Annotated in this window: 20 protein-coding genes; 8 read left to right on the forward strand and 12 right to left on the reverse strand. The window is 39.9% G+C overall.

Features of this window, described 5'->3' with window-relative positions; genetic code table 11:
* Positions 1-2: 2 nt before the first annotated feature.
* Positions 3-1,004, reverse strand: coding sequence for a CobW family GTP-binding protein (locus tag VCA1004_RS13760; RefSeq protein ID WP_086981012.1), 1,002 nt, complete (start codon positions 1,002-1,004; stop codon positions 3-5).
* A 606-nt stretch (positions 1,005-1,610) separates the two neighbouring features.
* Between VCA1004_RS13760 and clcA the strand changes: the two genes are divergently transcribed.
* From clcA to VCA1004_RS13775, 3 genes are all read left to right on the forward strand, one after another.
* Positions 1,611-3,056 carry a H(+)/Cl(-) exchange transporter ClcA gene (gene clcA, locus VCA1004_RS13765; RefSeq protein WP_086981013.1) on the forward strand — a complete coding sequence of 482 codons (1,446 nt, stop codon included), beginning with the start codon at positions 1,611-1,613 and terminating at the stop codon, positions 3,054-3,056.
* Between the two features lie 273 nt (positions 3,057-3,329).
* Positions 3,330-4,550, forward strand: a complete 1,221-nt coding sequence (locus VCA1004_RS13770; protein WP_086981014.1) for an ammonium transporter — start codon at positions 3,330-3,332, stop codon at positions 4,548-4,550.
* Between the two features lie 658 nt (positions 4,551-5,208).
* Positions 5,209-6,234 carry an OmpA family protein gene (locus tag VCA1004_RS13775; RefSeq protein ID WP_086981015.1) on the forward strand — a complete coding sequence of 342 codons (1,026 nt, stop codon included), beginning with the start codon at positions 5,209-5,211 and terminating at the stop codon, positions 6,232-6,234.
* A 202-nt stretch (positions 6,235-6,436) separates the two neighbouring features.
* Here VCA1004_RS13775 and VCA1004_RS13780 read toward each other — a convergent pair whose 3' ends face one another.
* The 7 genes from VCA1004_RS13780 to VCA1004_RS13810 form a co-directional block, all read right to left on the reverse strand.
* Positions 6,437-7,834, reverse strand: a complete 1,398-nt coding sequence (locus VCA1004_RS13780) for a class II fumarate hydratase (protein WP_086981016.1) — start codon at positions 7,832-7,834, stop codon at positions 6,437-6,439.
* A gap of 176 nt (positions 7,835-8,010) precedes the next feature.
* On the reverse strand, positions 8,011-8,421 hold the full coding sequence (locus VCA1004_RS13785; RefSeq protein ID WP_086981389.1) for a GFA family protein: 411 nt from the start codon (positions 8,419-8,421) through the stop codon (positions 8,011-8,013).
* Positions 8,422-8,568: 147 nt separating this feature from the next.
* Positions 8,569-9,408: a sulfurtransferase gene (locus VCA1004_RS13790; RefSeq protein WP_086981017.1), complete on the reverse strand. Its 840-nt coding sequence runs from the start codon at positions 9,406-9,408 to the stop codon at positions 8,569-8,571.
* A gap of 85 nt (positions 9,409-9,493) precedes the next feature.
* Positions 9,494-10,099, reverse strand: coding sequence for a GNAT family N-acetyltransferase (locus VCA1004_RS13795; protein WP_086981018.1), 606 nt, complete (start codon positions 10,097-10,099; stop codon positions 9,494-9,496).
* Between the two features lie 105 nt (positions 10,100-10,204).
* Complete coding sequence (locus tag VCA1004_RS13800) at positions 10,205-10,450, reverse strand: DUF1294 domain-containing protein (protein WP_232012657.1); 246 nt, start codon at positions 10,448-10,450, stop codon at positions 10,205-10,207.
* A gap of 71 nt (positions 10,451-10,521) precedes the next feature.
* Entirely contained in the window at positions 10,522-10,944 is a 423-nt protein-coding gene (locus VCA1004_RS13805) for a GNAT family N-acetyltransferase (protein ID WP_086981020.1), read from the reverse strand.
* Positions 10,945-11,177: 233 nt separating this feature from the next.
* The gene (locus VCA1004_RS13810; RefSeq protein ID WP_086981021.1) at positions 11,178-12,383 is read right to left on the reverse strand and encodes a multidrug effflux MFS transporter; all 1,206 of its coding nucleotides are present in this window, start codon (positions 12,381-12,383) and stop codon (positions 11,178-11,180) included.
* 109 nt (positions 12,384-12,492) lie between these two features.
* Between VCA1004_RS13810 and VCA1004_RS13815 the strand changes: the two genes are divergently transcribed.
* Positions 12,493-13,500 (forward strand): LysR family transcriptional regulator, encoded by a 1,008-nt coding sequence (locus VCA1004_RS13815; RefSeq protein WP_086981022.1) that lies wholly within the window; start codon positions 12,493-12,495, stop codon positions 13,498-13,500.
* A gap of 129 nt (positions 13,501-13,629) precedes the next feature.
* Here VCA1004_RS13815 and VCA1004_RS13820 read toward each other — a convergent pair whose 3' ends face one another.
* On the reverse strand, positions 13,630-14,550 hold the full coding sequence (locus tag VCA1004_RS13820; RefSeq protein ID WP_408646926.1) for an aldo/keto reductase: 921 nt from the start codon (positions 14,548-14,550) through the stop codon (positions 13,630-13,632).
* Between the two features lie 614 nt (positions 14,551-15,164).
* Between VCA1004_RS13820 and VCA1004_RS13825 the strand changes: the two genes are divergently transcribed.
* Together VCA1004_RS13825 and VCA1004_RS13830 are read left to right on the forward strand one after the other, a co-directional pair.
* Positions 15,165-16,478 (forward strand): TolC family outer membrane protein, encoded by a 1,314-nt coding sequence (locus VCA1004_RS13825; RefSeq protein WP_086981391.1) that lies wholly within the window; start codon positions 15,165-15,167, stop codon positions 16,476-16,478.
* 9 nt (positions 16,479-16,487) lie between these two features.
* A complete protein-coding gene (locus tag VCA1004_RS13830; RefSeq protein ID WP_086981023.1) occupies positions 16,488-17,081 on the forward strand; it encodes an OmpA family protein in 594 nt (197 codons plus the stop codon).
* Between the two features lie 154 nt (positions 17,082-17,235).
* On the opposite strand, the gene VCA1004_RS13835 is transcribed toward VCA1004_RS13830, so the two are convergent.
* From VCA1004_RS13835 to VCA1004_RS13845, 3 genes are all read right to left on the reverse strand, one after another.
* Positions 17,236-17,904: a hypothetical protein gene (locus VCA1004_RS13835; RefSeq protein WP_086981024.1), complete on the reverse strand. Its 669-nt coding sequence runs from the start codon at positions 17,902-17,904 to the stop codon at positions 17,236-17,238.
* A gap of 317 nt (positions 17,905-18,221) precedes the next feature.
* Positions 18,222-18,998 carry an exonuclease domain-containing protein gene (locus VCA1004_RS13840; RefSeq protein ID WP_086981025.1) on the reverse strand — a complete coding sequence of 259 codons (777 nt, stop codon included), beginning with the start codon at positions 18,996-18,998 and terminating at the stop codon, positions 18,222-18,224.
* Between the two features lie 94 nt (positions 18,999-19,092).
* A complete protein-coding gene (locus tag VCA1004_RS13845) occupies positions 19,093-20,871 on the reverse strand; it encodes a sodium:solute symporter family transporter (protein ID WP_086981026.1) in 1,779 nt (592 codons plus the stop codon).
* Positions 20,872-21,327: 456 nt separating this feature from the next.
* Here VCA1004_RS13845 and VCA1004_RS13850 point away from each other — a divergent pair, with 456 nt between their 5' ends.
* Positions 21,328-21,990 (forward strand): hypothetical protein, encoded by a 663-nt coding sequence (locus VCA1004_RS13850; protein WP_086981027.1) that lies wholly within the window; start codon positions 21,328-21,330, stop codon positions 21,988-21,990.
* 315 nt (positions 21,991-22,305) lie between these two features.
* Positions 22,306-23,025: an oligogalacturonate-specific porin KdgM family protein gene (locus VCA1004_RS13855; protein WP_086981028.1), complete on the forward strand. Its 720-nt coding sequence runs from the start codon at positions 22,306-22,308 to the stop codon at positions 23,023-23,025.
* Positions 23,026-23,075: the final 50 nt, after the last annotated feature.

Genomic DNA, 23,075 nt, shown 5'->3' on the forward strand with positions numbered 1-23,075 from the left:
TATTACTCAATAATCAGTGACAACAGCACATCTTCTAATTGCTGCCACGGCATTAATTGACTATCAATCACTTCCAACCGAGATTCAAAACCTTCTAAACTCATTTGATTGACCGACACCACACCATTAGAAACATTAAACGCATAACAGCCTTGATCGGTATTGATCACCGCTTTGACTCGTTCGGCGGTCAGAGCCGATAACATAGAAAACAGTTGATCAAAATTAAATTGGTATTCCGCACCAAATATCCAACCACAACTAAAATACCCTTGTCCTTTGTTTTCTTTACGAACGTACTTTTCACCCGGAGGTAAAGCAAATTGAGGGTCTAGATCAGCATGATGGTGATGATGAGGCTCCGATGCATCCGCACTTATCTCTTGTGATGCTCGCTCAACGTCTAATAAATCGGCTGAAATTTCACCATTAATCGCCGTGACCAATTGTAAAAAATGCTCGTCTAATGGGTGAGTGTACTTAAAGCTTTCAAACCAAATCGCTAATTGAGCCAATTCCATCTCACTGGCTTGGTCGACTTTATTAGCAACAATGACTTGAGCGGATTCAAGTTGATCGTTAAAATTTTGATTTTTAGTATATTTTTCGTTCAATAGGTATTTAGGATCTAATAAAGCCAGCGTGGCCTTTAACTCAACATAAGGGGCGAACTGCTGGGATAAAAGTTTGGCGGTCACTTCCTTAGGATGCCCCAGTCCCGTTGGCTCAATGATCAATCGATCAGGCTGTGTCCTTAATAAAGCGTTGATACCCACCGACATAGGAACCCCAGCAGTACAACACATGCACCCGCCTGGGATCTCTTTAATCATTGCCCCGTGCTCCGTCATCATTGCGCCATCAATGCCAACTTCACCAAATTCATTCACCAACACTGCCCATTGTTCATTTTCAGGTTTATTCTTTAATAAATGCAGAATAGTAGTGGTTTTTCCCGTTCCCAGAAAACCCGTAATGATATTGGTAGGAATTCGTTGTGGCATCATTTTCTCCTTAAAAACCGCTGACCTTTAAAAAAATAAAGGCCTTATAAATGACGCTCGATTATACCCACCTGCTATTGAGGTTTCGATACTAAATTGAAAACTAAATTATCCCGCCTAAATTTCTAAGGCTAAAACGTAAAAAAGCGCACCAATCATAGTGCGCTTTTCCCCTCGAGTCTCAATCGTGAGTATGCGGATAAAGCTGCGTTAGCTTTCATCATAGTCGAGGATTTCAAATGGTATTGCGTGTACGTCCAAATTGTAGTGTTACTGAAAACAAAGATGCAATCCTATGTCTATCGTGTTCAACTCTATTAATGAACCCCCAGATTACACCAAGCAGCAAACTTGTCCTCCATAGAAACGTTTCTTTTCCTGCTCATGATAAGCATGGCACAAAACAATAAAAGCTCAAGTTTATCGCTTAATCTCAACTATTCATGATCTAAGTAAAATAACTTTTCGTAACAATTTGATGTAATAATCACATTGAATCATATAATGTAATTATGGCCGGGCTACCTATCCTAAACTCAAGCCCCCTAATTTATTATTCATTCCTTTATTCACATTGATTATTTATACGGTGGAAAATATAACTCAATGGCCAATACAAAATCCTTAAGACATTCGATCTCACGATACAAATCTAAACATTTTGTTGGTGTCATTCTCTCGAGAGATAAAACACCAGTTTCAATCCTCCTACTATCTAGCATCGTTGGATTATTAGCAGGGCTCGTGGGAACGTTTTTTGAAGTCGGTGTCCGTTGGGTTTCAGAGTCCCGAACAGACTGGTTAAAACAAGAGTTAAATTCCATGCTACCGCTTTGGTTATCTGCCATTTTAGTCAGTGCCGCCCTAGCCTTTATTGGCTATTACTTGGTCAACCGTTTTGCCCCTGAAGCCGCCGGCTCGGGTATCCCTGAAATTGAAGGGGCTATGGATGATATTCGTCCTGTACGTTGGTGGCGAGTACTACCAGTAAAATTTTTTGGTGGTCTTGGCGCTTTAGGTTCTGGCATGGTGCTCGGTCGTGAAGGACCGACAGTCCAAATGGGTGGCAATATTGGACGTATGGTATCTGATATTTTCCGCCTAAAAGATCCTGATGGACGGCATTCGCTATTAGCGTGTGGTGCCGCCGGTGGTTTGGCGGCAGCCTTTAATGCTCCTTTAGCCGGAATCATGTTTGTGGTTGAAGAGATGCGACCACACTTTCGATACAACTTATTGTCTATTAAAGCGGTGATTATTTCTTCGGTTATCGCCACCATTGTCTTTCGTTCAATCAGCGGACAAGATGCGGTAATTACCATGCCGCAATATACGGCCCCCGATTTAGACACCTTATGGCTTTTCCTTGTTTTAGGTTTGATTTTTGGTTTATTTGGCGTAATTTTTAACCGTCTAGTCACCTTCTCTCAAGACATGTTTGTGCTCATTCATCGTAACGACAAAAAACGTTATTTAATCACAGGGACCATCATAGGTGGGATCTTTGGTTTATTGCTTTTGTACTTACCCGAATTGACTGGTGGTGGTATTGAACTCATCCCAAGCGCAACTAATGGCGAATATAGCGTCAGTCTATTGTTCATTTTATTTCTTGCCCGAATCGCCACTACGCTAATTTGTTTTGGCTCAGGCGCACCCGGTGGGATCTTTGCGCCAATGTTAGCGCTCGGTACTCTATTTGGGACCTTTTATGGACAAGTGGCCTTAAACCTTGATCCAACACTAAATATTGCACCAGGCATGTTTGCCATTGCAGGTATGGGCGCATTATTTGCGGCCACGGTAAGAGCTCCTATCACGGGAATTTTATTAGTCATTGAAATGACCAATAACTACCACCTTATTTTGCCATTAATTATTACGACGCTAGGTGCGACGATAGTGGCACAATTACTTGGTGGTCAACCAATCTATACTCAGTTATTACATAGAACCTTGAAAAAAGACAAGCTACAACAAGGCGATCTTCCACAACAAAACACCAAGGCTGCAGACGACAAAGAAAGCAAACCTCAAACAGAAAATGCTTAACCACAAACAAAACTGCACAAAATACAAGCAACCCTAAGTATTAACAATGCACCATCATTAATCACAAGCATTAATATGGTGCATTCGCTTTTTCTCTCTTGCCACCATCACCACCTAATCCCTTACTTTTATTAGTCATTTATTTTTAATCCAGCCCCAAAAACTTGGCATCATAATTGCTGTGTAGAATTAGAATGCATCAATTTAGTGCCGAGTTATCAAGACCGCCCAAAAAGAATGCACATTATTTTTATTCACAGGAGAGATGTCAATATGGATGAGTCAAGTACTCAAATTTATGGCGCAGTACAAGCGCTAACCCAAAGCTCCGATACGCTTTTTTTGCTGCTTGGCGCTATTATGGTTTTTCTTATGCACGCCGGCTTTGCGTTTTTAGAGGTAGGTACAGTAAGACACAAAAATCAAGTTAATGCTTTAGTCAAAATATTATCGGACTTTGGGGTATCAACTATCGCATATTTCTTTTTTGGATATTGGATCGCCTACGGTCATACTTTCTTTGCCTCAGCTCCAACCTTAGCCGCAGGCAATGGCTATGAATTAGTTAAGTTTTTCTTCCTTCTTACTTTTGCCGCAGCAATTCCAGCGATTGTCTCAGGCGGCATAGCGGAAAGAGCTCGGTTTTATCCGGTCCTAATTGCGACTTTTTTCATTGTCGGCTTTATCTATCCCATTTTTGAAGGCATGATTTGGCATAACAATTTTGGGTTACAATCATGGTTTGAAACCCATTTTACTGTCGGTTTTCATGATTTCGCAGGCTCAGTCGTTGTACATGGTGTCGGTGGGTGGATTGCCTTGATTGCAGTCATTTTCTTAGGGATGCGTAATGGCCGTATCCGAGCGGGAAAACACACTAACTTTGCCCCTTCCAATATCCCATTTTTAGCATTGGGCGCATGGATTCTATCAGTTGGCTGGTTCGGGTTTAATGTCATGTCCGCTCAATCAATTAATGGGATCAGTGGCTTAGTTGCAATGAATTCCTTAATGGCTATGGCTGGAGGGATCTTGGCAGCTATAATCATCGGCAAGAATGATCCAGGCTTTATTCATAACGGACCATTGGCTGGTTTAGTTGCCGTCTGTGCTGGTTCTGATTTAATGCATCCTTTAGGTGCCTTATTAACCGGAATCATCGCTGCAGCCATTTTCGTATCGTTATTTACCTATATGCAAAATAAAACCAAAATTGATGATGTATTAGGTGTCTGGCCATTACATGGTGTGTGTGGGGCTTGGGGGGGCATTGCAGCGGGTATCTTTGGTCAAACAAGTCTTGGTGGAATCGGCGGGGTAAGCTTAACCGTACAAATTATCGGAACCTTGATCGGAATTACTATCGCGGTTCTCGGCTCTTTGATTGTCTACGGAGCCATTCACAAATTTACTGGTTTACGCTTAAGTGAAGAAGAAGAATATAACGGTGCCGATCTTTCTATTCATCGAATCAGCGCGACTAACGAAGATTGATAGATAACAAATCAACCAGTTACAGTATAATCATTTTTTGTCTATAACACGGATCTGAATATAATAGCCACTGCGAATCAAACACATGCCGCAGTGGTTATCGGAATAAGCGGTTCAACTTTTGCCCCCTACTCACTGCCTCTATTGATATTGCTTACAGCTTATTCCAATGAAATAAAAAATATATATGCAAAATTGGAATCAGAACCCGAAAAAAAATAATGATATTCGTCACACTTTTAAAAAATAATGAATTCCAAAAAAACAGCATTATTCGTCCAATTCTTGACCAAAACTTACTTCTCATTCACAATTAATACATAAAACAAATGATTTAAAACTCAAAGAAAAAATATATAACACACTGATATTTAAAGCCCTCTTTGCATGTATACCAATGGGTCTCCCTCTATTTCTTACTTACTATTCCGATGATTATTAATGCATTTATCAAATCGATTTTAGACAATGAATATTTACAAAAGTTTCACACTTGTAGATTGATAAACTACGCTTAGAGCAGTATTGTGTACACAGCGTTTGATAACTTTTTAAATTTCAAACAGCTAGCTAACAAAACCATGACCAACCTTTATGTTCGTAAGGTTTTGGTTGACTGGTTCACTAATATGGACAATTAATTTTGGTTGGTGCCTATATGAATATTAAACAAATCTCTCTTAACTCTACTGTTGCGTCTATCATTTCACTCTCACTTTTAATGTCGCCTCAAGTAAACGCAGCTGCTGAAAATGCAGGTGAGTTCTACCTTGGTGCGAAAACAGGCTGGACCGACTTCACCACTCAAGGTGACGATGATGCATGGGGTGGCAGTGTTTACGGTGGTTATCAATTTAACTCATGGTTATCTTTCGAGGCTGGCTATAACTATTTAGGTAACGATAAAGGTACTATCGGTGCTGATTCATTAAAAAGTACCCTTCAAAACGGTGAAGCTGGCTTGAAGCTAGACTGGAACCTAGGCAGTGCTTGGAACCTATTTGGTAAAGTGGGTGCTTCTTATAACGATATCGAGCACAAATACGCTGATATGAAGCAAGGCGATAACAACTGGTCACTTATGCTAGGTGCTGGTTTGGAATATCAAATTAGCCACAACTGGCGTATCCGTACTGAATACCAATGGTTTGATGATGTTGGTAGCTCTAAATATGACCCAACATTTGTCCAAACTGACGTTAACTACCTAAGTCTTGGTTTAAGCTACTACTTCGGTAGTTCAGATGATGGTGCAGCGGCAGCAGCGGCGGCGGCAGCAACAGCAGCGACTGCAGCTTCTCTACAAGAAGAACCAGTTCAAGAAGCTGAGCCAGCTCCAGAGCCATTACCAGCAGCAACACTGTCAAAAGGTGCTTTCGGCCATGACTCAACAGAACTGACTACTGAAGCGAAAAGCTCATTAGATCCTGTTGTGACTTACCTAGAGCAACGTCCTGAAGTCAATGTTGATGTAATTGGTTACACTGACTCAACAGGTGCTGCAGCTTATAACCAAAAACTGTCTGAAAAACGTGCTCAAAAAGCAGCGGATTACCTAACAGGTAATGGTATCGATTCATCACGTATCACTGTTGAAGGTAAAGGCGAAGAAAACCCTATCGCTGATAACTCAACTGCTGAAGGCCGTGAACAAAACCGTCGTATCGAAGTAACTTATAAATAATTACTTCTTTAAAGACTCGAAAGGCTGCGGATCTCGCAGCCTTTTTTTATTGCTATCGCTTTTCAATCTGTCTCACCTTTCAATAATCGGCATTTAGTTAACCTTTAGTGCAGATAAGAGTGTCACAATAACAAGTCTAACCTTCTGATATATGATGCCCCAAATGCGGTATTGAGTGAATTCTAGTTATCCGCAACTGAGGTTAGTTATGAATTAAGTGCTTAGGATCAAGAAGCGTTTCTAACTCTACTTGTGATAAGCTCGTCTTTTCTTTTGCTACCTCAATAATTGGCCGCTGCTCTTGATAGGCTTGTTTTGCGATTTCAGCCGCTTTGTTATAGCCAATAATAGAGTTAAGCGCCGTCACTAAAATAGGATTTTGACTTAACGTTTGTTGAATATGCGTTTCTTTCACTTGAAAATCAGCAATAGCCTTATCCGCTAAAGCCAGAGAACTATTAGCCATTAATTCGATACTTTGTAATAAATTATGGGCGATCACAGGTAGCATGACATTCAATTGAAAATTTCCACTTTGTCCTGCAATCGTTATAGCCGAATCATTTCCGATCACTTGCGCTGAGGCCATCGCAACAGCTTCTGGGATAACAGGGTTCACTTTACCTGGCATAATAGAAGAGCCTGGTTGTAATGCTGCTAGTTCTATCTCTGCAATTCCAGTCAATGGCCCAGAGTTCATCCAACGTAAATCATTGGCTATTTTCATTAATGAGGCCGCATAGGCTTTCAGTGCCCCCGACATTGCAACACTGGAATCTTGACTGCTTAATGAGTAGAAATAATTGTCACTGGCGATAACCTTTTTACCCGTTATTTGCTGAATACTTTTAAGAAATGCATGCACAAATTCTTGAGAGGTATTAATTCCCGTACCAACTGCCGTTCCGCCTTGTGCTAAATGACGAAACTCTGGCAATAACTGTTGTATTCGAGTGTTAGCGTACTCAACTTGAGCTTGCCAACCATGTAACTCTTGTTCCATGGTAATCGGCATCGCATCCATTAAGTGTGTTCTACCGGTTTTGACCACATGAGATAACGACTGCGCTTTTTTATCCAATACTTGACTTAAATGATTCATTGCCGGCAATAACTTATCTTCAATGGCAATAAGAGCGCTTAATTGAATTGCTGTCGGAATTACATCATTACTGCTTTGCCCCATATTGACATGATCATTTGGGTGCACTTTTTGAGCCTCACCGGCCTGCTCAAGTTTTTGATTAGCTAATGTCGCAATGACCTCATTGGCATTCATATTCGAACTGGTGCCTGACCCAGTCTGGAAGACATCAATAGGGAAATGTTGTAAATGCTCGCCTGCAATGATGCTCAGGCACGCCTCTTGTATCGCTTTTGAAAGAATAGGTTCCAACTGACCAAGCTGCTCATTAGCTTGAGCCGCCGCCAATTTTATTGTGACCAGTGCTTGAATAAAGGATGAGGGAAGAGTCAATGAACTGATAGTAAAATTATCAACCGCTCGTTGAGTTTGCGCTTGGTATAGTGCGTCTTGAGGTACTTTTACCTCTCCCATACTATCTTGTTCAATTCGATAAAACGTCTCAGAAATAGCCATAACATCCTCCTATGATTCGATGGTATGGCTTTAGTGTCGAGCCTATTGATAAAAGATGCAAGTAATCATATACATAGGTAAAACCTAACTAACCTAAGTTGCAGATCACTAAGGCGTCACTATGATAATACTTCAATCAATTATCTCTGTTTGATAAATTTATGCTGCCTTATCAATTAACGCTGCTTTGTGAACTGTTGCACATCTGGCGGTATAATCACCCAAGATTGCTTTTCGCTGGTCCAAACATGAGTCGTTGGCACAATCATACTGGTATTGTCTAAACCGCCAGCGGCCTTAAACTTAATCACTTCCGGAGCTTCAGGATTGATTTGATAAATACGATTGCCACAATTAGGACAGAATTTCCCTAAATTGACATTACCGCTCTCTGCAACTCTGCTGGTTTCTTTTAGCTCTCCCGATATTTCAATCGCTTCCGCATCGACAATACAAGTAATACTAAACGCACTGGTAGATAACTTTTGGCATTCTTTACAGTGACAAGCAATCACCATTTTAGGGGGCGCTTTTAATAAAAAAGACACACTGCCACATTGACATTGCCCTTTCACTGGGTAGGTTATTGCTTCGGTTTGATGCTCTTCCATTATTATTCCCTCCGTTAGTTACGTTTTAGTAACTCAGTTCCTTAAATGATGCCAATCAGACTAATTAGATGGTCAAGATAATTAGATGCCTAGGTAATGAATACGATTGGCATGACAAGCCCATTACTCAATTGGCAAGTCAGGGTTTGCCCCCCATTCGCTCCAAGAGCCATCATAAACGGCCAAGTGATTAAAACCACAAAGATACGCTGCCATAATCACAATACACGCGGTAAAACCAGAGCCACAAGACACCATCACTTTTTGATCATGTTGCAATCCATAGTGTTTAAATAGCGCTTGTAATTCTTCTGCCGGCTTGAAACGATGACCCGCTAAGACTTCAGGGAAAGGAATATTAATGGAAGATGGGATATGACCTGCGCGCATTCCTTCTCTAGGTTCTTTGACTTGCCCTAAAAAGCGCTCCTGCGAACGTGCATCCAAAATCAGACAATGTTCTTTTTTTAACGCATCAAGAACATCGTTCACACCGCCTATCTTATCTTGTTGCAAGTCAGCTTGAATATTACCAACAGGTCTATCTTTAATCGTGTAAGTATTCGCCATAGGATATCCCATGGATTGCCAGGTTGAGACCCCGCCATCGAGTACATAAACCTGTTCAAAACCCATTGTTTTAAATATCCACCACGCTCTTGGGGCGGAGTACATCCCACGCGCATCATATAAAATGACAATACTGTGTTGATTGATGCCTAAACGTCTCGCATTATCTACAAATTGCTCAACCGTAGGCATGGTATTAGGTAATGGATTAGTCAGGTCGACAAAAACATTTTCAATATCGAAAAGCTGCGAGTTAGGTAAATAAGTTCGAGGTTGAACTAACGGCTCTCCCGCAACGGCATGTTCTGTCGTGGCATCGAGTATGATGACATTATCATCTGAAAAATGGTCAAATAGCCAAGTAGGAGAAACCAGTGGATACGCTGAATTCATTTGTATTCATCCTTGTTGATACATGATCTTCATTTAAAGAACACAAACAACCTAAGCCAAGGATGCTATACAAGGAGAGTTCAACTTAAAGTTGGTTCACCATAAATTGGGCATCATCACCATAGCTGTCGGTGCTTGTAGACTTCATTGATTTAAAACCAAATTTAGACCAAAAGCCAGACATTCCTTGGACTGCAACTAACGATATTTTATCGATATCGAACGATTGAGCTTGTTCGATCACGTTTTCAATCAAGGCTTGAGCCACACCTTCACCACGAGCTTCTGGAGTAATGGCAAGGTCATGAATATACAACGTTGACGCCTCTTGTGGGCTCACCAGTTCTTCACTGTCGGAAATGTCTTGATTGATACAAGGCACCTGCTCACCTTCCCATGGATGCGCTAACACATAGCCTAAAACTTGCTCTTCCCCATCAACACACACAAAGCAGGTCTCAGGTGACACATCTGCTTTGATCTTGAGAATATCAATACCTTCCGCCAGCTCATCACGATAAGCAATATCTTGGATCTGCTCGATTTGTTCCCAAGCTTGATCAGGAATCTCATCACCTTGCGTATCGTCATTAAAAGATAGGATATTGAATTCGCTCGTCGCATATTCAGTGGACTTGTTATCAACGTGAGTTGGAGGAGTTATTTGTTGTGAAGTAGGCTGATTCGACATGGATACACCTTAAAATAGTCTGCGTCTTCCTTAACCGATGAATGAAAATCTAAGCCTGATTATAGCAAAGTCACTGCACAAAGTATAAACAATCCCCCCATTCCATTAGATATAAAAATCAGGATTCAAAATAAACACGGAGCCAATGCAATTCATAATCACAACCAACCAGAATATGAATTGAAATTTAAATTTACGGCTCTTATGACGCAACATCCGCTGAGCCATTAATGCCCCCGGCCAGCCACCCAAAAGTGACAATAAATGCAGCGTTTTTTCTGGTGTGCGCCATGCCCCTTTCACCGCAGCCCTTTTATCTTTCCAATAAACTAAAAAAGTAATCAAACTCATGATGAAGCAATAAATTATGCCCAGTTGTATCGTTATCATGTTTAAATTTTCGACCTTCTATACAGCAGAGATTACTCATGCTGAGGTGATTGAATTTGGCTCAGATCCGCTAGAATCCAAGCACTGTGATGAGGAGTGAAACCAATATGAGGATAATATTTAACAGCATCAGGGGCTGCTAATAAATTTAACTTACAGCCAGGAGTTAGCTGTTTAAAGGTTTCGATGATTAATTGCGTACCCAGTCCTTGTGATTGCACTTTTTTTGACACCGCTAACTCAGACATATAGCAACAATAATGAAAATCGGTAACAGAACGTGCAACACCGACTAGGCTATCCCCATCCCAGGCGGTAACCAATAGATCGGTATGATCAAGCATCCCTTGAATTAATGTGTGGTCATTTAGCGGACGACGCTCACCCAAACTGGTTTGTGCAAGTAAATGAATAAATTGCTCTACTGAAATCGGCTGATTCACTCTATATTCCATTCTCTGACTTCCTTATGTGCAGCGATTTCGCCAAACCAAACTATGTGGTTTAACTAAACCCGTTCTCCTAACGAAATAACAGAATAAGTACTCAGCATAAAAAAGCCAATCACTTACTGACTTTTTCGTATTAAAATTGATCTCACCCTTCATATTCTATTTATTGTTCTATTCATTGTTATTTGTCGATGGATGCTTTCCTGTTTCATGCTGACCTAACAAAATGTGACACATCAATCGTGAACCACTCGTTCAATATGCCACGCATTCATTCTTTTCATCGACATTACCATCAACAAAGCCGTAGCCCCAGCAGCCATGACCACCATCGCCGCATATGGTGCAGTTAATGATGTTTGTTGGATAACACCGGCCAGCAACGAAGCACCACTCATTTGAATACAGCCCAACATGGCCGCCGCGGTACCCGCCCTTTCACCAAAACCAGATAATGCCATGCTGGTTGCTGGCCCTAGCAATAAAGCAAACCCGATGCACAGCAACGCCATAGGTAACATAAACCCAATACCGGCTAACAATGGTGAACTGATATCGGCGACTTGAACCAGCAGTTGCAACAATGCCGAGACAATAAACAAGCGTAAAGCCAGCTTCACAGTGGTTCGATTTCCTAACTTCTTAATCACCCAAGGTGCGGCAAAACACGCGGCAATATTGATAAGCGCATTTACACCAAATAACCCACTAAAGGATAATTCTGACAACCCTAAATGCCCAATAAGCCATACTGGCGCATAAGAAACATATGTTAAAATGGCTCCCATACCAAACATGCAACAAAAAGCATAAAATAAAAAGTGACGATCACTTAAAACCGGTTTATATCTCCCCCAGCGGTATAGGGCACCATCATTCACCGTATTAGCTGGTCGTGTTTCAGGAAAGCGCAACGCCACCATGATTAAAATCATCAAGGCATAGAGGGTCATAAAAATAAACGTTGAACGCCAGCCAAAATGCAAAGCCAATACTCCTCCAAACGTTGGTGCTAACGCAGGAATCACACAAATAGCCCCATTCAGATAACTGTATATTTTGGCCCCTTCTTTCACGCTGTAACAATCTCGTACAGCACTAAAAACCACAATAGACGTAGAACACGCAGCAAAGCCCTGTAGCACTCTCGCAAGTTGCAGTAATGAAAATTCTTGTGCCACCGCCGCTAATAAACTACTCATGCCGTAAAGCACAATGCCAAATAAGGCAATCGGACGACGCCCAAATCGATCGGCTAATGGGCCAATAATGATCTGCCCAAGCCCCATCGCAAATAAAAATAAAATCAACGTCGACTGTACTTCACTGTTTGATACTTGAAACTCGAGGGCCATGGTTGGCAAAGAAGGTAAAAAGATATCAATGGCTAACGGACTGAGTAAAACCATCGTCATTAACATAGGTAATAAATTGCGTTGCATGAATTCTCACAGATAAAAGTAGCGTTTTTAATGCCGCGCAGTGTAACCCTTCGATGTTATGAATTGAAATGATATAATGTCGAAAGACAATTTCCTTTGAGGAATAACAGTGAATTTAGACAAACTGGCTCGTATCGATCTGAACTTATTAGTGATCTTACAAGTTTTAATTGAAGAACAAAGTGTTACTCGTGCTGCCAACCGCTTAAATCTAAGTCAATCGGCATTAAGTAAAAGCTTAAATCGCTTACGAGATACGCTAGAAGACCCTTTATTTCAACGAACCTCACATGGCTTAAAACCCACAGCGCATGCTCTCGCATTGGCAAAACAACTCCCTAATTTATTGCAAGACTTATATCAAATCACTCAACCACCCACTTTTGAGCCAGCATTAAGTCATCGAAAATTTAGCTTTTCCATGGTGGAAAGTGCTTATGAAACGTTAATTCCATCGTTTATTGGTTCGTTACTTAATCAAGCACCCAACATTCAACTCGATTCTTATTTGTGGACAGGACAATCCTTTCACGATTTACAACAAGGACAAATTGATTTCGGTATTGCCGGCCGGGATTTGCCTTTTCAATCGGCTGCAACTATCGATAAACTTCCTGAAGGAATAGAGCATCAAACGTTATTTCGAGATAAACAAGTTTGCTTAGTCCGTCACGATCACCCAGTACTATCGCTCATCCAACAACAAGAGTGGTCATTAGAACGCTATTTAGAACTATCGCATGTTCAAGTTCGCTGTGAAGGCAAAGAATGGTGGGCATTGGATTACTTTTTGGCTGAAATGGGGCATCATCGTAAAATCAATGCTACCGTTCCTGATTTTTATGGCGCAGCAAGCGTATGCGCACACACCGATCTTATTTTTACGCTTCCTTCTAGTTTTGCCATTCATGCACTAAAACTCTACCCACTAACACGCTTAGAATTACCTTTTGATTTTATGCCAATGGCTTATGTTCTGTTATGGCATGAAAGAAACAATCAAGATAAAGGGCATCAATGGATTCGAGAGACGATCTGCCAATCCATTCAACACTCACTCCCCCATTATCAAGCAAGCTTGCCAACATCAAAAAATAGAGGTCGTTGCGTTATATGAGCACCATAAAGAAAAACAAAAGCCCCCGTGGTGAGTCATTCAACACTGGGGGCTTTATTAAATAGTGTCGTTCTTTATCAAAACACGAGCTGTATCAAAAATACGAGTGCCTTATCAAAATACAAATCGTTATGGCACGCCATGTCCCTTTGAGGCAATCCATATACGGAACCATTGTTCACGTGTCAATTCAATGCTCAATGCCTCAACTGCCGTTTGTACACGCTCAATCTTACCCGATCCGATAATCGGTAGTGGATCAGAAGGTAAACGCCGAATCCAAGCATAAATCACTTGTTCAATCGTACTTGCTCCAACTTCTTGACGAATGGCTTCTAACTCTTCACGCACTCGCACATATTGCGCTTCTTGACCATGGAAGATTGAACCTCCCGCTAAGCATGACCACGCCATGGGCTTCACTCGTAACTGCTGCAAGAGATCTAAGGTTCCATCGTGTACTACTTCAAAATTAATGGGGTTGATTTCCACTTGGTTAGTGACTAACGGTGCTTCTAAACGCGATTGTAATAATTCAAATTGACGAGGAGTAAAATTCGACACGCCAAAATCATTCACTTTGCCGGCTTGTTTTAACTCAGAAAAAGCTTCCGCGACTTCATCGGCATCCATCAAGGCATCAGGACGATGAAGAAGCAAAACATCAATATTATCCACATTCAAACGCGCTAAAGACCGATTAACTGATTCAATAATATGTGCTTTACTGGTGTTATAGTGATTCACTTTCCAATCAGGATTTTTCTCTCCACATAATTTAATGTCGCATTTAGTCACAATTTCAATGGTATCGCGCATGCTTTTATCTAATGCTAACGCTTCACCAAACAATTGCTCACACTGGTAATAACCATAAATATCAGCATGGTCAACCGTAGTGACCCCTAACTCAACATGCTGTTTAAGAAAGGTTAACCGTTGTTGGGGCGACATTCCCCAATCCCCTAAACGCCAATACCCTTGCACTAATTCTGAAAAATGAGGTCCATTAGGGGCTATTTCCTTCTTTTTTTCTTGTTTTTCTTTAATTTTTATCACCTATACCTTCCTTTGTTCAAATCGGTCACTACCCTCAATTTGTTTATGAGAAGACTAGGTCTTTTCTTGTTCTGACACAACTCTGCTAGACAATTATCACCCTCAATAAAATACAGATACCCAACAGTTTGATACAAGTATCAATTTTGATAATTAAATTGCTGAAATGTAAAATTATTTGATATAAATCATACAGAGACCAACAAAATCATTCTATTAAAATTAAACTTACATTTAAAAACTCAAACCACCGACTAAAAACTCAAACCACCGACACAACTACAAATACGCAACAGTAAAACACTATCTATTAACTGTACGGGATAGAAATAACATAAAACGTTTTTTTTTGACTAAAATACACACAATAAAAGTAAAGGAAATTTAATATAAATATAACAAATTCATTCGCATGGAACGCATTCTCCTGTTAGGATTAACATTATCTATGCAGTAAATTTTGACAATAGCGTTTCTGGATTGTGACGCAAAATAACGCCATAACCGAACAAAATTTCGCCGCTCATTTGTGTTGTAACGATAGCTCGGCAAAATGTATTTACTTTTTCCTTGACGCTTATGGAAGTAGCATTAAGAGGATGATGATGATAAGAATTCCAAAAATAAAACATTTAGCAATTCTCATTAGTTGCCAAATGGTTGTTTTGCCCAGCTATGCGCAATCTCTTGAACAAGCGATTGCCACCGCTTTGGCAACAAACCCTAATATCCAATCAACTTATAATGAGTTTATTAGCCAAAAAGAAACCAGCCGAGCTTCAACTGGCAAATATTTACCTTCTATCGATTTAGAAGCAGGAGTTGGCTACGAGGACTATGATAATAGCGAAGGGACACAAGGTGAGTTTAACCCTCGATATGCCCAAATCAGTATTCGCCAATTATTATGGGATGGTTCGAGTACTTACAATGATATTCAACGGACAAAATCCGAAGCAGAGTCGGAGCGTTATCAACTACTCGCCGATGCTCAAGATATGGCATTGTCTACCGTTGAAGCCTATATTAATGTCATTCAAGCACAAGAAATTGTTACCCTGTCACAGACAAATTTTGATGTCCACATGCGCATTTATAAAGACATCAAGAAACGAACAGATTCAGGATTAAGCTCCACCGCCGATCTTATCCAAGTTGAAGGCCGTGTCGCACAAGCCAATACCAACCTTTTATCGGCACAAAGCAACTTAAACGATAAAATTACCGCTTTTGTCAAAATAGTCGGTACTTATCCAAAAGATTTGAAAAAACCGAAAGTAGACACCACTTACGTTGCCACTTCTTTGAATGATGCTCTTGAAAAAGCCAAAGCTAATAACCCAACCATGTATTTAGCTTATCATGACGTAGAAGCTGCCAAATATCAGTATGAACAAACCAAAGGCACACTTTTACCTTCATTCAGCGTTGAAGGGTCACAAAAATACGGCGAAGAACTTGATGGTTCGGAAGGCGATACTGATGAATTAAAAGTCATGCTTAAAATGAACTACAACCTCTATAACGGTGGTAGTGATGCCGCAGAAAGCCGCTCTGCCGCCAGTCAAATTAATAAAGCTAAAAATGTGCGTGATAATGCTTATCGTCTCTTAGAAGAAAGCACTCGTTTATCTTGGACAGCGAAACAGCTTGCAGAATCTCAAGAAAAATTTTTAGAGCAACATGTTGATGCTTCAGCTAAAACAATCATTGCTTATGAGAAACAATACAAAATCGGTAAACGAACCTTACTTGATCTCTTAAATACCGAAAACGAATTATTTGAGTCCCGTAAAGCTTATTTAGCTGCACACTATTCAGGATTAATCGCGGAATACCGCTTATTAAACTCTACAGGTCTTCTATTGAATGAACTACGTGTTGCCATCCCTGAAGAATGGGCAAAATCATCTAAATAAGGAAACATTATGAAACGTATTATATTTTCTTTATTGGTGTTATCTCTTACTGCTTGTTCAAGCTTAGAAACAGAGCAACCACCGACGGCATTCCATTCTCGAGATCTGAGTGATTCTGATGCCGACGGTGTTATTAATGCTCGAGATTTATGTGCCGATACACCTAAACATGCCGTAATTGATAACAACGGCTGCCCAATTGTGAAATACTCAGAAGAAGAAAACAAATTACACATACTTTTTGCTAATGATTCTGATGTTATTCCTACTGCATACAATGCTCACATTAAAAAGATGAGTGCTTTTCTCGCTAAATATCCACAAACCCATATCGTGCTAAATGGTTATGCAAGCCCAGTTGGACCAACAGAGCATAACCGCGATTTGTCTAACCGTCGTGCTGCTAATGTCTATGAAGCTTTAGTGTCTGCGGGAGTGAGTCCAGAGCGAATTAAAACCATAGGTTATGGCGATAGCGATCCTGTTCAAGCCCAAACAACCGCCGAAACTATGACACTCAGCCGTCGAGTAACGGCATCTGTGGTTGGTATGGAAAGTAATGTCGTAGAAAGCTGGTCTATTTACGATCAAAGAAAAGATTAATTCTCCAAGCTATTGATAGATAAAAAACCACTTCACAATTTGAAGTGGTTTTTTAGTAATAAGCTTGTATTAAATAATAACCCGCTGTGATTAATTGTCTTTATTAACTGCTGCTCGTTATTAATCACTTTCTGTTATTAATCATATTCCATTATTAATCATTAATAGTTAAATAGATATCATCAATAAACACTTCCGTTTGTTGAGGAATACCATCGGTTACATGAATATTTTCAAGACTGGAAAGATGGGTCATCACATAAACTTCTAATGTGGTATTACTACCAGAATTAAAAGCCATCGTCACTTTTCTAAATCCATTCGTTTCATCGCCATCAGAGTCAATCTCTTCATTTGAATATTGCTTTACTCTAATAACATTTCCGGTTAATGAGCCGACGCCCATGTCTTTCACGCCTAATTCTAATACGTTAGGGGATTCATCGCCCTTATCATCACGATAATAAACCGTTAAAACATATTCAGTATCAGGTTCAATATTAGGAATAATTTGGCTCACTCCAGGGCCAATGGCTGCCAAGGTCGAACTTTCATTTACCGAAGGATAATAAAGACGTAATGAACCTGGGTCACCTGACGCGGTGATATCTGTCGCTTCTACAGCCCCTTCACCTAGCTCTGGATTGGCATGAACTAACCAAGCTGCACTGCTGTTATTATTCAATACGAAACGGGTAAAGGCTCCATCAGCAACCTTGCCCATAGCAGGTACAGGAGTCGTGTTTACCGGGGCTCGCTCTTCATTAGAAGAACATCCCGCCAATACCGCAGCAACGGCTAAAGCCAAATATAATTTTTTCATGTTATTTCCCTTCAACTCGATGAAATTATTAAGCATCACAGCACCAGTGACTTATGCGCACCTTAGCTCTTATTTTATGCATTCTATCTTATCTAAGTTTAAGAATAATTTCTTCAATTATGAAAGATTTATCTTTAAATAAAAGCCATAAATGAAGCCCGATCCCAATAAATCACTTTGCTGGTTAGAAAATCTAAGCCTTCCGTTCAGTGGTTTCAAACATCGTCTCTCAATACTAATATAAAAAGCCCAGCACCATCGTCCTGTCCTAAACCATAACTTAGCCTTATCTACCTTAGAAAATAACATTCAAAAAATTAACTGATCATTTTTTTAGTATAGAGATGCCCAATACCTTCTTGTTTCCAATTACGACCAAAAATATTAACCATTTGAGCTAAAAACAATTCAGCACAAGAAATAGAATCGATTAATGCATTATGGGAAGGATAAGCAGGAAGGTGATATTTTTTACGAACATCAGACAGCTGTAATTGGCAAAATTCAGGGTTTTGTCTAAACGCAAGATGCTTTTCAATTTTCAGAGTATCGATCCATAAAATGGGTAGGGTTTTAAGTCCAAATCGGCTATGAACGTAAAAATCGACAAAGCTTTTTTCAATCATCGCGCCATGAACCAAAATCGCCTTTCCCCTCATTTTTTCAAATAAGCGTTCCATGGCCAAATCCAATTCATTTCCCTCAAGTAACATTTCAGGAACGATATGATTAATAATCGCACTTTCAGGTTTGATCCCGCAGGAAGTATTTAAATAAGTATGTTCGGCTGAGTCTAATTCTATTTTCGATTCAAATACATTGACACACCCCATGCTCAAAATGGAATTATCTTTCGCTTCTATACCTGTGGTTTCAAAGTCTAATGCCAAAAAGTGAAAACCATTAATCGCACTATTAGGCTTAGGTAATGGGTAAGATAACAAATGCCTTAAACTGTCTGGCCAATCCTGCTGAATCACAATATCCCGCCTGACTTGTTCCAGTTTTTGTAAAGGATGAGTGAGTTTAGGTATTTTAAAATGTGTAAACATGCCCTCTGCTCCATAGATTGCATTTGTCAAAATCATTGTCATATCGAGTCAATGAGACAAAAAGCCAGCGAATCAATCCGCTGGCTTTTATTTTATACCCAAGAGTCGTAATCAATACACACTCTTTGTCTTATATTTACGATTTCGAATCGGCTTCTAGTTGAGCATCTTCAACCTTGTTATCTACCGCTTTAACCAGTAATAGACCAACCGCTAGAACAATCACACCACATAGAACGAACACCATACGTCCCCAGAATGGGTTAGGTAAGATGAACATCGCCATCACGAAGATACCAGCGATACTGATAAGAATACCAAGCATGCGACGTTGTTTGTTGTCTAGGTTCTTTTGCTCATCACTTTCATTAATAAGTGGCGTTGCTAAGTTAGAGAAGAACAAATCCACATCTTTTTCACGGTGTGCTGGTAACTCTTTGTAGAACAGAGTTGATAGCATGAAGAAACCACCCGTCAAGACAATATGACCAATCAGACCAATAGCAACTTTCAGGTCAGCCCACTCACGCTTAGTTAGCTCTTCTAGGCCAAACCATGCAGAGATGTGATCGGCAGTGATGACGAAACCAACGTAGTAAGAGACGAAACCACCGACAACCAATGTACCCCAACCAGCCCAATCCGGCGTTTTACGGATAAAGAAGCCTAGGAATGCAGGAATCGTCATTGGGAAGCCAATTAACGCACCTACGTACATCATTGTATCGAATAAGCTTAGGCCTTTAAGTGAGTTAATGAACAAGGCAACTAAGATAATAACCAAACCGAATACGGTTGAAGTCATTTTTGATACGAAGACCAATTCTTTTTCTGTTGCGTTTTGACGTAATACCGCTTGATAGAAGTTCTTAACGAAGATACCAGAGTTACGGTTTAGACCTGAGTCCATTGAAGACATGGTTGCTGCAAACATCGCTGCAATTAACAAGCCAACCATCCCTACAGGCATGTACTCTTCAACGAAGTATAGGTAAGCGAAGTCACCCGCTTTACTACCTGCATCAGGGTAATGCGCCGCTAAGTTGACACCTTGACCAGCGATAAACCAGCTAGGCATAAACCAAATAATTGGACCTATTGTCATTAAAATACAAGCAAGTAGTGCAGCTTTACGCGCATTCTTTGAATCTTTTGCAGCAAGGTAACGGTATGAGTTAAGCATGTTGTTTGTGATACTAAATTGCTTCACAAAGATAAAGAATGCCCAAATACCGAAGATACTTACATAGTTAAGATCGCCACCCGTAATGAATGAATCTGTTGGGAAGTTTTCAACGATGTTGGTTACACCACCACCTTTAACAATAGCAACCACTGCAGCAGTCACCGTTACCGCCATAATGATGACCATTTGCATGAAGTCAGAAGCGATAACCGCCCAAGAACCACCAGTTACCGACATCACAAGTACAACCATCCCCGTTAGAATGATGGTGGTATTCATGTCAAAACCGAAGATACCAGAAGCGATGATAGCCAAACCGTTTAACCAAATACCAGCAGAAATGACGCTGGTTGGCATGCTAGACCATGTGAATACCTGCTCGTTACCACGTCCAAAACGCATACGAATCGCTTCAATTACCGTGATAACACGTAATTGACGGAATTTCGGAGCGAAATACACATAGTTCATCAAGTAACCAAATGCGTTTGCAATGAAGATAATCGCCACAGCAAATCCATCGCTGTAGGCTTTACCTGCAGCACCAGTAAATGTCCAAGCACTAAACTGTGTCATAAAGGCTGTAGCACCAACCATCCACCAGAGCATGTTACCGCCCCCACGGAAGTAATCACTGGTATTGCTAGTAAATGTGCGGAACATCCATCCAATTGCGATTAAGAAGAGGAAGTAGATTCCGACAATGGCAGTATTTAAATCAAGTTCCATCGTGATATCCTTTTTTTGTAATTTTGATTTCCAGACTAATATAACCGAGGAAAAACTTATTTGTAGTACAATATTGCTATTGCGTGATTCAAATCCTATTTCGGCTTAGCTAATTTGTAGTACAAGTGATCTAGCTCAATAAAATTGCGATTTATGATTTTCAGATGATTAAAAAACGCCCAACTAAACAAAGAATCCCATAGAAGATCAAAAATACCGCACGTTACGATTATCCGGCCTGTAAACACTCCACATGACAACATAGATATAACAAAAATCAATACATACCGATACATCTATCACATATTAATATAATAAATTCCATTTATAATAATGAACATTTTTTATCCCTATGAATAAAATTTCCACTTTAAAAAATTAAAAAGCGACCCCTTTGTCACATTAAATAATACAATAAGATGTTACTTTTATTATTCATATTTAAAGGAGGAAAGCATGAAAAAGATATATCTTAGTTTGATTACAGCAACGATGCTGGCCGGTTGTTCATCAGCCCCAGAACAAACGACATCAACCCAAACGCAAACCGTTTCTGCCATTACTTCTGACCAAGATTTAATTAAAGATCCACAATTTACCGAGTTTAGAGGCAATAATGGTAAAAGTGATTACTGGGTGAAGCATGCAAACAAAAATGCAGGTCAGGGAGATGTCGGTAGCTCAAAAGATACGGCATTTGGCGATGATGGATCGGCACGATTACGCTTTGTGAGCCCTAATGATGATTTCACGGCTCAACCAGGATTGACTCAACAAATTTCTGGGTTAAAGCCAAACACAGATTACACTCTTTCTTTTTACTATTACGATAATAAAGGGATTAATTCTCCAAGTGAGCTCATGTTAGGATTGAAAGATTCATCAGGAAAAGACATTGCATCTAAAACCATTCATGTAAGTGATGTAATGAACAACCCTCAAGGTGAAGTCAAAAAAGGCTTTAAACTTGTAACATTGGATTTTAATTCTGGAAGCAATAATACTGCGGAACTCTTTGCACTATTAAAAATAATTGCTCCTGATCAAATTAATAAAGATGGTGATATCGGTAAGCAAACCGAAGTTCGTATTGATGAGTTTAAAATCACTCAACATTAATAGGCTACGTCATACTGCACACTAACGTACAGCGTCCAATGGATTATCCATTGGACGCTTTTATTTGTAGTATTGTTTATCAAATAAAGTTCAACTAACCTTCTTAAATATTCGTTACTTCGATCACAATTCTTATCAAAATCAGGCTATATAGCGTATTTTACAAGCAGAACCTGATCATTTTCACATTTTGTTTTAATTTATTCCCTTATTATATTTGTATTATTTAATCTCAATAATACAAATATAGAGATGGATAAGTTTAGTTGAATTATCAACAACCAAACATAAACAAAAATGAGATAGGACGTCTATATGTTTAAATTAAATAAAATTGTACTGGCCACTACTGCCTTTTTACTTGCTACTCCTGCCATTACAGCCCAAGCTGCTTCTGTTGATTATCGCCATGAATATAAACATGACAGTGAAAGCAATGGTGACCGCATTAAAATCGGTGGCAGCACAAAAACTGATTTAGGTACCCATTACTACAGCGTAGAAATGAAGTTCAACGGTAAAGATGAGTCTTACGGATATCAAGATTTAGAACGTGGTGACTCTGAGTTTGTTTATGAATTTAAACACTACGTCACTGACCAATTTTATGTTCAACCTGGTATGCCAATTACTTTTGGTGACCAACGTGTCACCTATAAACCTCAAGTCCGCGTAGGGTATGATTTCGACTCGGGTGTGACGGCTAAATTACGTTACCGTCATGAATTCCGTGATTACACCGATGAGAAAGAAAATGGGGAAACATGGCAAAAATCGAAAGTCACAGCTAACTTAACGTACACTTGGGACAATATGGTTCAATTCGATTTTGAAGCGAACTATGAAAAAGCGCACGAAGGTGATAACTGGATCCTTTACGACAACAAAACTTGGAACTACGACTACAACCTAAAAATCGGTTATAAAAATGACACAAACTGGCGCCCATACGTTGAATTCGGGAACGTATCTGTTTCAAGTTCACTGGACGACCGTCAGCTACGTAGCCGTGTAGGTATTACTTACAGCTTCTAAAGCTAATCCTAATAAATAATTTTCCATAGCATTGTTGTATTTTGCCACTC

This window comes from Vibrio aphrogenes, assembly GCF_002157735.2.
GTDB lineage: Bacteria > Pseudomonadota > Gammaproteobacteria > Enterobacterales > Vibrionaceae > Vibrio > Vibrio aphrogenes.

Bases quoted from the DNA above. Each gene is read 5' to 3' on its own strand.
- VCA1004_RS13770 (WP_086981014.1), top strand. From the start codon at position 3,330: ATGGATGAGTCAAGTACTCAAATTTATGGCGCAGTACAAGCGCTAACC.
- clcA (WP_086981013.1), top strand. From the start codon at position 1,611: ATGGCCAATACAAAATCCTTAAGACATTCGATCTCACGATACAAATCT.
- VCA1004_RS13800 (WP_232012657.1), bottom strand. From the start codon at position 10,450: ATGAGTTTGATTACTTTTTTAGTTTATTGGAAAGATAAAAGGGCTGCG.
- VCA1004_RS13825 (WP_086981391.1), top strand. From the start codon at position 15,165: ATGATAAGAATTCCAAAAATAAAACATTTAGCAATTCTCATTAGTTGC.
- VCA1004_RS13855 (WP_086981028.1), top strand. From the start codon at position 22,306: ATGTTTAAATTAAATAAAATTGTACTGGCCACTACTGCCTTTTTACTT.
- VCA1004_RS13760 (WP_086981012.1), bottom strand. From the start codon at position 1,004: ATGCCACAACGAATTCCTACCAATATCATTACGGGTTTTCTGGGAACG.
- VCA1004_RS13790 (WP_086981017.1), bottom strand. From the start codon at position 9,408: ATGAATTCAGCGTATCCACTGGTTTCTCCTACTTGGCTATTTGACCAT.
- VCA1004_RS13845 (WP_086981026.1), bottom strand. From the start codon at position 20,871: ATGGAACTTGATTTAAATACTGCCATTGTCGGAATCTACTTCCTCTTC.
- VCA1004_RS13840 (WP_086981025.1), bottom strand. From the start codon at position 18,998: ATGACAATGATTTTGACAAATGCAATCTATGGAGCAGAGGGCATGTTT.
- VCA1004_RS13830 (WP_086981023.1), top strand. From the start codon at position 16,488: ATGAAACGTATTATATTTTCTTTATTGGTGTTATCTCTTACTGCTTGT.
- VCA1004_RS13805 (WP_086981020.1), bottom strand. From the start codon at position 10,944: ATGGAATATAGAGTGAATCAGCCGATTTCAGTAGAGCAATTTATTCAT.
- VCA1004_RS13775 (WP_086981015.1), top strand. From the start codon at position 5,209: ATGAATATTAAACAAATCTCTCTTAACTCTACTGTTGCGTCTATCATT.
- VCA1004_RS13780 (WP_086981016.1), bottom strand. From the start codon at position 7,834: ATGGCTATTTCTGAGACGTTTTATCGAATTGAACAAGATAGTATGGGA.
- VCA1004_RS13810 (WP_086981021.1), bottom strand. From the start codon at position 12,383: ATGCAACGCAATTTATTACCTATGTTAATGACGATGGTTTTACTCAGT.
- VCA1004_RS13835 (WP_086981024.1), bottom strand. From the start codon at position 17,904: ATGAAAAAATTATATTTGGCTTTAGCCGTTGCTGCGGTATTGGCGGGA.
- VCA1004_RS13850 (WP_086981027.1), top strand. From the start codon at position 21,328: ATGAAAAAGATATATCTTAGTTTGATTACAGCAACGATGCTGGCCGGT.
- VCA1004_RS13795 (WP_086981018.1), bottom strand. From the start codon at position 10,099: ATGTCGAATCAGCCTACTTCACAACAAATAACTCCTCCAACTCACGTT.